General features: G+C 62.2%; 10 protein-coding genes, 1 pseudogene and 1 riboswitch. Of the genes and pseudogenes, 6 read left to right on the top strand and 5 right to left on the bottom strand.

All coding sequences use genetic code 11. From position 1 onward, the window contains the following. Positions 1–75: 75 nt before the first annotated feature. Positions 76–822 carry an RsiV family protein gene (locus QF045_RS05425; RefSeq protein ID WP_306491358.1) on the top strand — a complete coding sequence of 249 codons (747 nt, stop codon included), beginning with the start codon at positions 76–78 and terminating at the stop codon, positions 820–822. Here the strand turns inward: QF045_RS05425 and cytX are convergent. Together cytX and thiC are read right to left on the bottom strand one after the other, a co-directional pair. Further along, on the bottom strand, positions 791–2,080 hold the full coding sequence (cytX, locus tag QF045_RS05420; protein ID WP_306491357.1) for a putative hydroxymethylpyrimidine transporter CytX: 1,290 nt from the start codon (positions 2,078–2,080) through the stop codon (positions 791–793). The genes QF045_RS05425 and cytX overlap by 32 nt on opposite strands. Before the next feature lie 148 nt (positions 2,081–2,228). Further along, positions 2,229–4,134, bottom strand: a pseudogene (gene thiC / locus QF045_RS05415) (phosphomethylpyrimidine synthase ThiC). A gap of 148 nt (positions 4,135–4,282) precedes the next feature. Then, a riboswitch (TPP riboswitch) is annotated at positions 4,283–4,388 on the bottom strand. A gap of 196 nt (positions 4,389–4,584) precedes the next feature. On the opposite strand from thiC, the gene QF045_RS05410 reads away from it, so the two are divergent. Continuing rightward, positions 4,585–6,024 (top strand): TolC family outer membrane protein, encoded by a 1,440-nt coding sequence (locus tag QF045_RS05410; RefSeq protein ID WP_306491356.1) that lies wholly within the window; start codon positions 4,585–4,587, stop codon positions 6,022–6,024. A gap of 121 nt (positions 6,025–6,145) precedes the next feature. Here the strand turns inward: QF045_RS05410 and waaA are convergent, their stop codons facing one another. After that, complete coding sequence (gene waaA, locus QF045_RS05405) at positions 6,146–7,423, bottom strand: lipid IV(A) 3-deoxy-D-manno-octulosonic acid transferase (protein WP_306491355.1); 1,278 nt, start codon at positions 7,421–7,423, stop codon at positions 6,146–6,148. 23 nt (positions 7,424–7,446) lie between these two features. Beyond that, the gene (locus tag QF045_RS05400; RefSeq protein ID WP_306491354.1) at positions 7,447–8,337 is read right to left on the bottom strand and encodes a LysR family transcriptional regulator; all 891 of its coding nucleotides are present in this window, start codon (positions 8,335–8,337) and stop codon (positions 7,447–7,449) included. Positions 8,338–8,440: 103 nt separating this feature from the next. On the opposite strand from QF045_RS05400, the gene QF045_RS05395 reads away from it, so the two are divergent. The 4 genes from QF045_RS05395 to QF045_RS05380 are packed head-to-tail and all read left to right on the top strand — an operon-like array spanning position 8,441 to position 11,824. Beyond that, the gene (locus QF045_RS05395; RefSeq protein WP_010213655.1) at positions 8,441–8,776 is read left to right on the top strand and encodes a multidrug efflux SMR transporter; all 336 of its coding nucleotides are present in this window, start codon (positions 8,441–8,443) and stop codon (positions 8,774–8,776) included. Positions 8,777–8,831: 55 nt separating this feature from the next. Continuing rightward, positions 8,832–10,007 (top strand): FAD-binding oxidoreductase, encoded by a 1,176-nt coding sequence (locus QF045_RS05390; RefSeq protein WP_306491353.1) that lies wholly within the window; start codon positions 8,832–8,834, stop codon positions 10,005–10,007. Continuing rightward, positions 10,004–10,816, top strand: coding sequence for an aldo/keto reductase (locus QF045_RS05385; protein ID WP_306491352.1), 813 nt, complete (start codon positions 10,004–10,006; stop codon positions 10,814–10,816). The genes QF045_RS05390 and QF045_RS05385 overlap by 4 nt, the downstream gene beginning before the upstream one ends. Before the next feature lie 42 nt (positions 10,817–10,858). Next, positions 10,859–11,824 (top strand): metal ABC transporter ATPase, encoded by a 966-nt coding sequence (locus tag QF045_RS05380; protein WP_306491351.1) that lies wholly within the window; start codon positions 10,859–10,861, stop codon positions 11,822–11,824. Between the two features lie 24 nt (positions 11,825–11,848). On the opposite strand, the gene hldE is transcribed toward QF045_RS05380, so the two are convergent. After that, positions 11,849–13,273 carry a bifunctional D-glycero-beta-D-manno-heptose-7-phosphate kinase/D-glycero-beta-D-manno-heptose 1-phosphate adenylyltransferase HldE gene (gene hldE, locus QF045_RS05375; protein WP_306491350.1) on the bottom strand — a complete coding sequence of 475 codons (1,425 nt, stop codon included), beginning with the start codon at positions 13,271–13,273 and terminating at the stop codon, positions 11,849–11,851. Between the last annotated feature and the right edge of the window lie 72 nt (positions 13,274–13,345).

Below are 13,345 nucleotides of genomic sequence, written 5' to 3'. Positions count from 1 at the left end.
AGTGGCGAACTGGCGGCCCTGTTGGCAGTCCAAGCGCTACTCTTTTCGCTTTCCATCGATTTACGAAGGACACCCATGTCGCTTTTAAAAATCGCCTCCGTGGCTTGCATTGCCTTGACCCTGGGCGCCTGCCAGAGCCTGTTCCAACCCAGCCAGCTCAAGCCGCTGGAGGTTACCACCGACAAATCGGAGCAAACCAAACCCGGCTGCGGCAGCCCGGATTGCCCTCTGGTGAACATCGATACCGTGCATTTCCCTGCCGATCCGCAACTCGACAGCCTGGTGGAGCAGCGCTTGCTGCAGATGACCCGCACCACGCCCGGCGCCGCCACGCCTGCGACGCTCAATGCCTATCGAGATAAATTCCTGCGTGAGTCCGCCGACCGCCACAGCATGTACTTGCAGGCCAAGGTACGGGAGCAGCATGACGCACTGGTGATCGTTGAAGTGTCCAGCTACCTGGACACCGGCGTGGCCCACGGTGAACCTGGCCGCGGGTTCATCAACTATTCACGTGTACTGCACAAAGAGTTGGGCCTGGCCGACATGTTGCTGCCCGGCCAGGAGCAGGCCTTCTGGAATACCGCAAAAGTTGCGCACAACAGCTGGTTGATCAACACCAAGATGGACCGCGACCCGGAGTTCGTGAAGAACTGGCCCTTCCAGAAAACCCCGAACGTGGCCCTGACCAGTGGCGGCGTAGTGCTCAAGTACAACGTCAGCACCATCGCCCCCTACGCACAGGGGTTGATCGAAATCACTATCCCCTATGCGCGCCTAACTGGCGTGATCAAGCCTGAGCTGATGCCCGCACGCCACTGACCGCCCGCCCCAGAATCAACTGCAGCAGCCCTGCCAGCAGCAATGCCGGCAGGGTGGCGCCGATATCCGGATAAAGATTGGCCAGCAGATGATAGGTCGCGATGCCGCCCAGCCAGGCGACCAGCGCCGGCCAGTGCAGCAGGGTCACCGTACCCTGGGCCCGACGGCGCAGGATGAAGTGGTCCACCAGCACCACGCCGAACAGCGGCGCGAACACTGAGCCGATCAGCAACAGGAAGTTCTGGTATTGCGCCAGGGGCGCAAAGCAGGCGATCAAAGTGCAAACCACACCAATGGCCAACGCCAGGTGCTCGACCTTCAAGCGCAGCAGAATCCCACTGGACACCGCCGCCGAGTGAATATCGGCAAACGCGTTTTCCGACTCGTCCAGCAGAATCAGCAACAGCGGGATACCCAGGCCGGCACCGGCCAGGGCCAGCAGCAATGCATTCACCTCGCCGCTTGGCGCAAATGCCAGGGTGTAGGCCACGCCCAGGCTCATCAGCCAGAAATTGCCGATAAAGAACCCCAGCGCAGTACCGCCGAACACGCTTTTGGCGCGCTTGCCAAAGCGTGAGTAGTCCGCAATCAGCGGCAGCCAGGACAGCGGCATGGCGATAGCAATGTCGAAGCCCACCGCAAACGGCATCGAGCCATCACCGACCTGAGCCCACAGGGTGGCGAGGTCGGCCTTGGCGAACAGATTCCAGGTCAGCCACAGACAGGCCGCAAGCAGCAGCCAGATGCCCCATTTGCGCAGGATCTGCCGCACGAAGGTCAGCGGGCCACTCACCGCCAGCAAGGTCGCAAGGCCACCGAAAAACAGCGTCCACAGCAAGGGACTCGCCAACAGGCTGCCTTCGCTGAACGCACGCGCGCCCAACAGGCTGGCGGCATCGCGCATCACGATGATTTCGAACGAACCCCAGCCAATCAACTGCAGCAGGTTCAACAATGCCGGCAGGCTGGCGCCTTTGGCACCGAGGCTGAGCTTGAGCGCTGCCATGGCGGACAGGCCGGTGTCGCTGCCGATCACGCCGACGGCGGCCAGCAATAACACGCCCACCAGGGTACCGAGGAAGATCGCCAGCAAGGCGCCGGACAAGCCCAGGCCCGGCGCCAACAGCGCACCGGTTTGCAGGACCATCAGGCCGATACCGAGGGAAAACCACAGGGAGAACAGGTCGCGGGCGCCGAAGACACGCTTATCGGTGGGCACCGCGATGTCGGGGGAGTAGGTACTCGGTTGAATGCTCAAGGGGGGGTATCTCTGAGGGGCATTTTTTTTTTGTTTGGGAGATAGCTATCGGGGGCAAGCCCCCTCCCACCTTTGATTGTGTGAACCCGATCAATGTGGGAGGGGGCTTGCCCCCGATGAGGCCCTTACAGGCCCCTGAAATCCCGGATCAGACCTTCTTGTAAAGCTGGCTGCCTTCCTGCTTGAACCGCTCCGCCTGCTCGGCCAGGCCCTTGGCCACGTCCACGTCCACCGCGTCAATGCGCTGGTTGGCCGCGTACTCGCGCACTTCCTGGGTGATCTTCATCGAGCAGAATTTCGGCCCGCACATCGAGCAGAAATGCGCGACCTTGGCCGAGTCCTTCGGCAGGGTTTCGTCGTGATAGGAGCGAGCGGTGTCCGGGTCCAGACCGAGGTTGAACTGGTCTTCCCAGCGAAACTCGAAGCGCGCCTTGCTCAGCGCGTTGTCGCGTATCTGCGCACCCGGATGGCCCTTGGCAAGGTCGGCGGCATGCGCCGCGATCTTGTACGTGATGATGCCGGTCTTTACGTCGTCCTTGTTCGGCAGGCCCAGGTGTTCCTTGGGGGTGACGTAGCAGAGCATGGCGCAGCCGAACCAGCCGATCATCGCCGCACCGATACCGGAGGTGATGTGGTCGTAACCTGGCGCGATGTCGGTGGTCAGCGGGCCGAGGGTGTAGAACGGCGCCTCGTCGCAGCACTCCAGCTGCTTGTCCATGTTTTCCTTGATCAACTGCATCGGCACGTGGCCAGGGCCTTCGATCATGGTTTGCACGTCGTGCTTCCAGGCGATCTTGGTCAGCTCGCCAAGGGTTTCCAGTTCACCGAATTGCGCGGCGTCGTTGGCGTCGGCGATCGAACCTGGGCGCAGGCCATCGCCGAGGGAGAAGCTGACGTCGTAGGCCTTCATGATTTCGCAGATTTCGTCGAAATGCGTGTAGGTGAAGTTCTCTTTGTGGTGTGCCAGGCACCACTTGGCCATGATCGAGCCGCCACGGGAGACGATGCCGGTGACGCGCTTGGCGGTCAGCGCGGACATAGCGCAACAACACGCCGGCGTGGATGGTGAAGTAGTCGACGCCCTGCTCGGCCTGTTCGATCAAGGTGTCGCGGAACAGCTCCCAGGTCAGGTCTTCAGCGGCGCCGCCGACTTTTTCCAGGGCCTGGTAAATCGGCACCGTACCGATCGGCACTGGCGAGTTGCGGATGATCCACTCGCGGGTTTCGTGGATGTGCTTGCCGGTGGACAGGTCCATCACCGTGTCCGAACCCCAGCGAATGCCCCAGGTGAGTTTCGCCACTTCTTCTTCAATGGACGAGCCCAGTGCGCTGTTGCCGATATTGCCGTTGATCTTCACCAGGAAGTTACGGCCGATGATCATCGGTTCCAGCTCGGTGTGGTTGATGTTGGCCGGGATGATCGCGCGGCCACGGGCGATTTCTTCGCGCACAAATTCCGGGGTAATGATTTTCGGCACGCTGGCGCCGAAGCTGTGGCCGGCATGCTGCTGGTCGAGCAAGCCACTGGCGCGGGCTTCTTCAAGCTTCATGTTCTCGCGGATGGCAACGTATTCCATCTCGGCGGTGATGATGCCTTTGCGCGCGTAATGCATTTGCGTGACGTTGGCCCCGGCCTTGGCGCGACGCGGGTTTTTCACGTGGGCAAAACGCAGGGCAGTCAACTCGGCATCGCTCAGGCGCTGTTGGCCAAAGTGCGAGCTCAAGCCCGACAGGCGCTCGGTGTCGCCGCGCGATTCGATCCAGGGCGAGCGCACATCGCCCAGGCCTTTGCGCACGTCGATGATCACGTTGGGGTCGGTGTAGGGGCCGGAGGTGTCGTAAACCACCACGGGCGCGTTGATTTCACCGCCGAAATCGGTGGGGGTCACGTCCAGGCTGACCTCGCGCATCGGCACACGAATGTCCGGGCGGGTGCCTTGTACGTAGATTTTCTGTGAGCGGGTAAACGGCTGCACGGAGCCGGAGTCGACCTTGGCCGATTCACTCAGGTGCACGGTGTTTTTTGGTTTTGTACTTTTTATTTCTGTGCTCATCACGGGCTCTCCAACTGTCCAGGCGGTGGATGTTTGTCGGAGCGAACCTGTGACGGACGGATGCACTGGAGCCAGTGCTGTGCTTGGCGCACGAGGGCTGTTCGATTGTCGAACAACATCCCGGACGAAGCACAAGAGGACTCGCCGGGTGACGAGAAATCTTGTTCCCTACGCAGGCGCTAACCTGATCAGGTTCAACGGGATCCGGTATTTACCGATCTCAGCCTTCCAACAAGGCACCCCGACAAGAACGCAGCCAGTCTAGACCATGGCATGGGCAAATTGCCAATAGCGATGTAGCCACCCCGATAAATCACATGATTGCGGGATTGTTGTGCCGTGATCGCGCAACTACACTCGGGCACTGCCTCGACGCTTGACGCCAGGAACGGCCCACCTTAGCCTTGAGCGCAAAATTATTACTATAATATTCTTACTAGGGATCGCCTCATGCTGCGCAAACTTTCACTGGCTCTGGCCGTGTCTTGTGCGACCAACGGAATGGCCTGGGCAGCAGAAGCGCCCCTGTCGACCAAAACTGACCTGGTCAGCGTCTACCAGGAAGCTGTGGATAACAACGCCGATCTGGCCGCCGCTCGCGCTCAATATGGCGCGCAGAAAGAGGTCGTCCCGCAGGCCCGTGCCGGGTTGCTGCCGAACCTGTCGGCGAGCGCCGATTCCAATAATGTGCGCAACAAGTTCGATCAGCCAGCGGCCACGATCGACCGTGACGCACATTCCTGGCGCGCAACCTTGAGCCAACCGTTATTTCGCGCCGACCGCTGGTTCCAGCTACAAGCAGCTGAAGCCGTCAACGAACAGGCGGCGCTGCAGCTGTCGGCCACCGAGCAAAACCTGATCCTGCAGAGCGCCGAGAGCTACTTCAGCGTGCTGCGGGCTCAAGATAACCTGGCGACCACCAAGGCCGAAGAGGCTGCCTTCAAGCGCCAGCTGGATCAGTCCAACGAGCGCTTCGATGTCGGCCTGTCGGACAAGACGGACGTACTGCAATCCCAGGCCAGCTATGACACTGCACGCGCCAACCGCATCGTGGCCCAGCGCCAGGTGGAAGACGCCTTCGAAGCGTTGATCACACTCACCAACCGTCAGTACAACTCGATCCAGGGAATCGTCCACACGCTGCCGGTATTACCGCCAGCGCCAAACGACGCCAAGGCATGGGTCGAGACCGCCGGACGCCAGAACCTTAATCTTCTGGCGAGCAACTATGCGGTCACCGCCGCCGAAGAGACACTCAAGCAGCGCAAAGCCGGACACGCACCGACCCTGGATGCCGTTGCGCAATACCAAAAGGGTGACAACGACGCCTTGGGCGCCAGCAACCCCAACCCCTTTGGCCCCGACTATCGTGGGGATGCGTCGCGCAGGACCATCGGCTTGCAACTGAACATCCCGCTCTACAGCGGCGGCCTCACCAGTTCGCAGGTGCGTGAATCGTATTCACGTCTCGATCAGACCGAGCAACAACGCGAAGGCCTGCGCCGCCAAGTCGTGGAAAACACCCGCAACCTGCACCGCGCGGTGAACACCGATGTGGAGCAGGTTCAAGCGCGCCGCCAGTCGATCATCTCCAACCAGAGCGCGGTGGAAGCCACGGAAATCGGTTATCAGGTGGGCACGCGCAATATCGTCGACGTGCTGGACGCCCAGCGCCAGCTCTACTCGTCGGTGCGCAACTACAACAACAGCCGCTACGACTACATCCTCGACAACCTGCGCTTGAAGCAGGCTGCGGGCACCTTGAACCCAGGGGACCTGCAGGAGCTGACGCGCTATCTGAAGGCAGACTACAACCCGGACAAGGACTTCCTGCCACCGGACCTGGCCAAAGCCGCCGCCGAACAGCTCAAGGCCCGCCCAGGTTCTTGAAAACACCCTAAAACCAATGTGGGAGGGGGCTTGCTCCCGATATAGTCTGTCAGTTCAAGTAGTGTTGACTGACACTCCGTCATCGGGGGCAAGCCCCCTCCCACAGTTGATCTGCGTTGGGTCAGTGAGTCATCAGCCTATCGAGGCCATCCAACAAGCGCTTCAACGCCCCCTGATTAGCCCGCATCACCTTCAATCCCGCCTCGGCCATCTTTCGCGCATCCTGCGGCAGTTCGAACAACTGGCGCACTGCTTCGGCCAACCCTTCGGCATCATCTACTTCGCGTAGCGCCCCGGCCTCACGCATCATCGCGCTGATTTCGAGGAAGTTGAACAGGTGCGGGCCCATGATCACCGGCTTGCCCAACGCCGCCGGTTCCAGCGGGTTGTGCCCACCGGTCGGCACCAGGCTGCCGCCGACAAAGGCGCTGTCGGCCAAGGCGTACAGAAACAACAACTCGCCCATGGTGTCGCCTAGCAGCACTGAGGTGTGCGCGGTGACCGCCTCGCCACTGGAGCGCCGCACCGTGGTAAAGCCTTGCTGCATGCACCGTTCGAAGGTCGGGCCGAAACGTTCCTGATGACGGGGCACCAAGATCAGCAGCGCATTGGGGTAGCTGGCCAATAGTTGCCGATGGGCCGCGAGCACGATGTCGTCTTCGCCTTCGTGGGTGCTGGCAGCGATCCACACCGGGCGTTCGCCGGCCCCCCATTGCTCGCGCAAGGCGGCGGCGCGTTCCGGCAGTTGCGGATCGATGGTCAGGTCGAATTTGATTGAACCGGTCACTTCAACGGTTTCAGCACGTGCGCCCAGGCTGCGAAAACGCTGGGCCTCGGTTTCGGTCTGTACCGCAAACAGGCTCATCTGCGCAAGCATCGGCGCCGTGAGTTTGGCAAACCGTGCGTAGCCCTTGGCCGAGCGCGCCGACAACCGCGCGTTGGCCAGGGCCACCGGGATACCGCGCTGGGCGCAGGCGTGAATATGGTTGGGCCACAACTCGGTCTCCATGATCACCGCCAGCCTGGGCTGTACCCGGTCGAGGAAACGCCTGGCCGCGCAGGGCAAATCGTACGGCAGATAACAGTGTTGAACGCGCGGCTCATGGGCGAACAGCGCCTGGATGCGCTCGGAACCGGTGGGCGTCATGCAGGTGACGGTCATCGGCAACTGCGGATAACGCTCAAGCAAGGCGCGGATCATCGGCGCGGCGGCGATGCTTTCGCCCACCGACACCGCATGCACCCAGATCCCGCCGGGCTGCATCGCCGGCAAGCCATAGGAAAACCGCTCGCCCACGCGCTGGGCATAGGCCGGCGCCTTGCGTGCGCGCAGCCACAGACGTAAAGCCACCAACGGCAGCGCCAGGTAAAACAGGCAGGTGTACAGAGTTCTATTCATGGCGGCGGAGTTTATCGGCTTTTTCAGTCAATCGCCTGCAGGCACTCGGCAAAACGTTTAGCCAAAAAGCGCGCGGCCGGCCCGAGGTGTTCATCGCGGCGCCATACCAGTTCCACCACCAGCGCCGGCGGGGTCCATTCGCTGTCCAGTTCAACCATTTGTTGTTGATAGGTTGGGTACTGCACGATATGCCGCGGCAACCAGGCCCAGCCGAGGCCGCTCATCAGCCATTCGGCCAGCACGTAGAAACTGTCGGCCCGCCACACCAGCGGGCTGGCGGCTTCACTGCCGGGGTAGACGCTGGTCTGGGTCGACATCAGCAACTGGCGAAACTGCGCCAGTCGCTGGCAATCGACGTACTTTTCCTTGGCCAATGGGTGATTCACACCGCACACCGTGACCATTTCCACGCTGCCCACCACGCGCCGCTCAAGGGCTTCGGGGATCTGGTCGTGGTAGAACAACAGGCCCAGATCCGCCTGGCGCTCCACCAGCTTGCGCGCCACATCGCCCTGGGCGGCGCTGGACAGCTGCACTTCAAGCAGCGGATAGCGCACCGCCAGCGCTTCAAGGCTATCAAGCACCGGCTGGAACAACATCGCTTCGTCCTGGGCCAGACGCAGGCAAGCCTCCTCGCCACGGGTCAACGACAGGGCCCGGCCCGTCAGACGCTCGCACTGGCGCAGCACTTCACGCGCTTCCTCCAGCAGCACACTGCCGGCTTCGGTCAGGCGCGGCTGACGGCCGCTGCTACGCTCGAACAGACAGACACCCAGGTCCGCCTCCAGCATCGCGATAGCATTGCTGACCGCCGATTGCGCCTTGCGCTGCCCGCGCGCCACGGCAGAGAACGAACGCTGCTCGGCGACGCTGACAAACAGGCGCATCTGTTCCAGATCCCACTGCACGCTCATGGTTGAACCTATCTTGAATACCGATAGGTAATGACTTTACCGCATCTGTTGAACCTCTAGAATGCCGACCTTATCCAACGCGCTTCACCCTGAGGAATGCACCATGAACGTTGCCTACTATTACTTGGCCATCGCCATCTGTTCGGAAGTGATCGCGACCGTTTCGATGAAAGCCATCAAGGGCTGGAGCACGCCTATCCCGCTGTTGCTGGTGATCGTCGGGTACGGCGTGGCGTTCTGGATGCTGACGCTGGTGGTGCGCACGGTGCCGGTTGGCGTGGCTTATGCCGTCTGGGCGGGGATGGGCATCGTGATGGTCAGCATTGCGGCGCTGTTTATCTACGGGCAGAAGCTGGATATCCCGGCCATGCTGGGGATGGGCTTGATTGTGCTGGGCGTGGTGGTGATTCAGCTGTTCTCCAAAACTGCGGGTCACTGATCACCACTCAACAGCCTGTATACTGCGCCTCTTGTCTAGAACATTGAGGTCGCCAATGCCATCCGTTATTTCCACCGACGTTCTGATTGTCGGCGCCGGGGTTGCCGGCCTCTGGCTCAATGCGCGCCTGCGCCGCCAGGGGTTTTCCACGGTGCTGGTGGAAAGCGCGACCTTGGGCGGCGGGCAAAGCGTGAAGTCCCAGGGCATTATCCATGGCGGCGCGAAATACGCCCTGCATGGCGCCCTCACCGGCGCCTCCGAAGCGATTGCCGACATGCCGCGCCGCTGGCGTGAAGCCCTGGCCGGCCAAGGTGAACTGGACCTGTCCGGCGTGCGCCTGCTATCGCAGGCCCACTACCTGTGGTCCCCCGGCACCCTCGCGGGCAATCTCACCAGCTTTTTCGCCAGCAAGGCCGTGCGCGGTCGCGTCGACCAGGTCAAGGGCGACGATCTGCCGCCTGCGCTGCAAGACCGCCGCTTCAAGGGCAAGGTTTACCGCCTGGCGGAGCTGGTCGTTGACGTACCGAGCCTGATTGAACGCCTGGCGCAACTGGCCGGGGACGGCTTGCTTGCAGGCCAGCACATCGAACCGCTGCGCGAAGGCGAGACGCTGGTGGGCTTGAAGGTCGATGGTCGCGAAATCCGCGCCCAGCGCATCGTATTGAGTGCCGGCGCCGGCACGGCGGATCTGCTGGCGGCATTGGGCTTGAGCCAGCCAGCAATGCAAACCCGTCCGCTGCACATGATCCTCGCCAAGGGGCCGGGGCTGAAGCCGTTGTATGCCCACTGCCTGGGCGGCGGCACCAAGCCGCGTCTGACCGTGACCACCCACCCGGCCGCCGACGGTAACTGGGTGTGGTACATCGGTGGCGATATCGCAGAATCCGATGGTGTGGCACGCACGCCGCAAGAGCAGATCGCCACCGCCCAGAAAGAGCTGGCTCAGTTGTTGCCGTGGATTGACATGAGCCAGACCCAGTGGGCCACCCTGCGCGTCAGCCGCGCCGAGCCACTGCAATCGGGCCTGGCCCGTCCCGACAATGCCTTCCTGGCCGAACAGGGTCGCCTCTTGGTGGGCTGGCCGACCAAGCTGGCGCTGGCGCCGGATTTCGCCGACCGCGTGATCAACAGCCTGGAACGCGACGGCATCCGCCCAAGCGTCAGCGAACCCCTGCCCGACTTGCCCAAGCCCGCCATCGGCCAACCCGCCTGGGAGCAACTGTTGCCATGAGCCTGCCAACCCTGCACGACCTGCATCGCCCGCTGGGCAGCACCGGCTTGCTGGTGTCGCCACTGGGCCTGGGCACCGTCAAGCTGGGCCGCGACCAAGGGGTGAAATACCCCAGCGGCTTCAAGATTCCGGATGACGACGAGGCGCGCATGCTGCTGCGCCAGGCGCGCCAGCTGGGCATCAACCTGATCGACACCGCACCCGCCTACGGCCGCAGCGAAGAGCGCCTGGGGCCGCTGTTGCGTGACCAACGCAAGGACTGGGTGATCGTCAGCAAGGTCGGTGAGGAATTCGAAGACGGCGTGTCCCGCCACGATTTCAGCGCGGCGCATACGCGCCTGTCGATCGAGCGCAGCCTGAAACGACTTGAAACGGATTTTATCGACCTGGTACTGGTGCATTCCGATGGCGACGACCTGCATATCCTCAACGACTGCGAGGTTTACCACACCCTGGCGGCGCTGAAGACAGAGGGCAAGATCCGCGGTTTCGGCTTTTCCGGCAAGACCGTTGAAGGCGGCGTGAAGGCGCTGGAGCAAGGTGATTGCGCGATGGTCACCTACAATCTGAACGAACAAGCCGAAAAAGCCGTCATTGATTATGCGGCGGCCCATGGCAAAGGCATCCTGGTGAAAAAAGCCCTGGCCAGCGGTCATGTTTGCCTGGAACCTGGAATGGATCCAATTCAGGCCAGTTTCATGCTGTTGTTTGCGCAAACGGGCGTCGCCAGTGCTATTGTCGGGACCATTAATCCGCTGCACCTGGCCCATAACGTGGCAACCGCTGCCCGGGTCATCCGTCAACTCTGATGCCGCCCCACGCGGCCGACCCCGTCGCAAAAAGGAGCCGACATGCCGCGTACGCTCATAAGAAAGAACCCCAGCAACTTCAAGACACTGCCCCTGCACGTCGAAGCCACCCCCGAAGGCCTGAGCTACCAGAGCGTCGGCATGCCGCTCAACTTCGCCCAGACCCTGCAACGGCGCAAGCCGGTCGAAGTGCCGGACGCCGAACGCTTCGCCCTGGAACTGGCGAACCTGGGAGTCTCGGTGCGACTGACGCTGCACTGGCAAAACAAGGATTACTGGGTGCTGGTGCGCCAGCGTCGCCAGGACCGCGGCGATGTAGTGCTCAAGCTGATCTCCGGCTACGTCCCGGCCCATGAACTGAACCTGCCGCTGCACACTGCCATCCAGGAAATTGCCGAAGAGTGCCTGCTGGAAACTCCTGAAGGCTGGCTCGGCGGACGCTTCAACGACACGTGGCTGCCGGCGCCCTACTCCGCCGCGCTGCATTACCGCGAAGCATTGCCGTTTCGCCTGAGCCCGCTGTCCGGCGCCGCGCGCCCGGTGCGTTGCGCTACCACGCAGTTGATCGAGCGACCACGGGCCTATGTGCACCTGCCCACCGCATCACTGCAGCTGATTTACGACTTGCGCCTGGAAGTGCCGAAGGAAGCCAAGTCGCTGAGCCTGTTCCACGTCGATGAACGCCTGGAAGGTGACCAACTGGTCGCACGCCTGGATCGCCAGCGTCCAGATCTGTACTTGATGCCACTCAAAGACGGCGAGCCACTCGCCGAGCTGTACACGGTCAAGAAAGATCAGCTGTACCCGGCGAGCACGCGCGGCTTGTACCTGGCCGAAAGCTTCGCCAAGCAGGAAGGATGGCTGGTGCGTGAGGAGCGGATTCGCTGGAAGGACTGGCTGCGCCAGCAAGGCCTGGCAGAGCCGGAAAAAGAATCCAAGCTCAAGCGCTTGACCGGCAGGGCGCAGCAGATGCTGCGCAAGATCGTGCCAAGGAAAACCAGCCGCTAGGTGTGAGCCCAGCGGCCACAGGTTTTACTCGTTGTTGCGGATTTTTTCGACGATTGCGGTAGTCGAGCTGTTTTCAACCAGGCCCAGCACTTTGACCGTGCCGCCGTAGGCGCTGACGATGTCTGCACCAACCACCTGGTCGACGGAATAATCACCGCCCTTGACCAGCACGTCCGGCTTGACCTGGGCCAGCAGGTTTTCCGGGGTCCCTTCCGAGAAGCTGATCACCCAGTCAACCGCACCCAGGCCGGCGAGTACCGCCATGCGCCGGTCGACGCTGTTGATCGGGCGACCCGGACCCTTCAAGCGGCTGACCGACGCATCATCGTTGACCGCAACGATCAGGCGATCGCCCTGGGCGCTCGCTTGCTCAAGGTAAGTCACGTGACCGGCGTGCAGGATGTCGAAGCAGCCGTTAGTGAAGACGATGCTCTCGTTGTGGGCGCGCGCGTCATCAATCGCCAGCAGCAATTGCTCAAGCCCCAGTACGCCGCGTTCCGAACCTTCGGAGCGCTGGATGGCGCGACGCAACTCGGGAGCACTGATGGCAGCGGTACCCAGTTTGCCGACCACGATGCCCGCCGCCAGGTTGGCCAAGGCCACGGCATGGGGCAGTTCCTCGCCGGCTGCGATGGACGCGGCCAGGGTGGAAATCACCGTATCACCGGCACCGGTAACATCGAACACTTCCCGAGCACGCGCTGGCAGGTGCATAGCCGCATGGCCTGGGCGCAGCAGGGTCATGCCGTGTTCGCCACGAGTCACCAGCAGGGCACCGAGCTCGAGATCGGCCATCAGCGTTGCGCCCTTGCTCACCAGCTCGTGCTCATCGGCGCAACCACCGACGACGGCTTCGAACTCGCTGAGGTTTGGCGTGATCAGGCTGGCGCCTCGATAAATCGAGAAGTCCTTGCCCTTGGGATCGGCCAGTACCGGGATGTTCCGCGCCTTGGCGGCCTGGATCAACATCTGGTGGTTCTTCAAGGCGCCTTTGCCATAGTCGGACAACACCAGCACCTTGATGCCGTCGAGCAACTCGTTGACCTGGCCACTGAGGGCGAGGGCATCGGTGGCGAAGGGTTCTTCAAAATCGATACGCAGCAATTGCTGGTGACGGCTCATGACCCGCAGCTTGACGATGGTCGGCTGATGAGCGATGCGCTGGAACAACGCGCGCACGCCAGCGCCGCGCAGGCTGTTGGCCAGGCTGTCGGCCGCCTCGTCGTCACCGGTCACTCCCACCAGGGAGGCCGGAGCGCCGAGCGCGGCGATATTAAGCGCAACGTTGGCCGCGCCACCGGGGCGGTCTTCGATTTGCTCGACCTTGACGACCGGTACCGGCGCCTCAGGGGAAATCCGTGAGGTACCACCATGCCAGTAACGGTCGAGCATGACATCGCCGACCACCAAGACAGGGGCTTGATTGAATCGCGGCATGGACAACTTCATGGAGCAACCCACATACAAAATGAACAGGGGCGCGATATTAGCACAGGGTTTGCGATGGCTTGCGACTGGCGC

Origin of the sequence: Pseudomonas sp. W4I3 (genome assembly GCF_030816195.1) — a bacterium.
GTDB lineage: Bacteria > Pseudomonadota > Gammaproteobacteria > Pseudomonadales > Pseudomonadaceae > Aquipseudomonas.
Note: the sequence above shows the minus strand (reverse complement) of the source record. Positions and strands in the feature narration are given on the sequence as shown.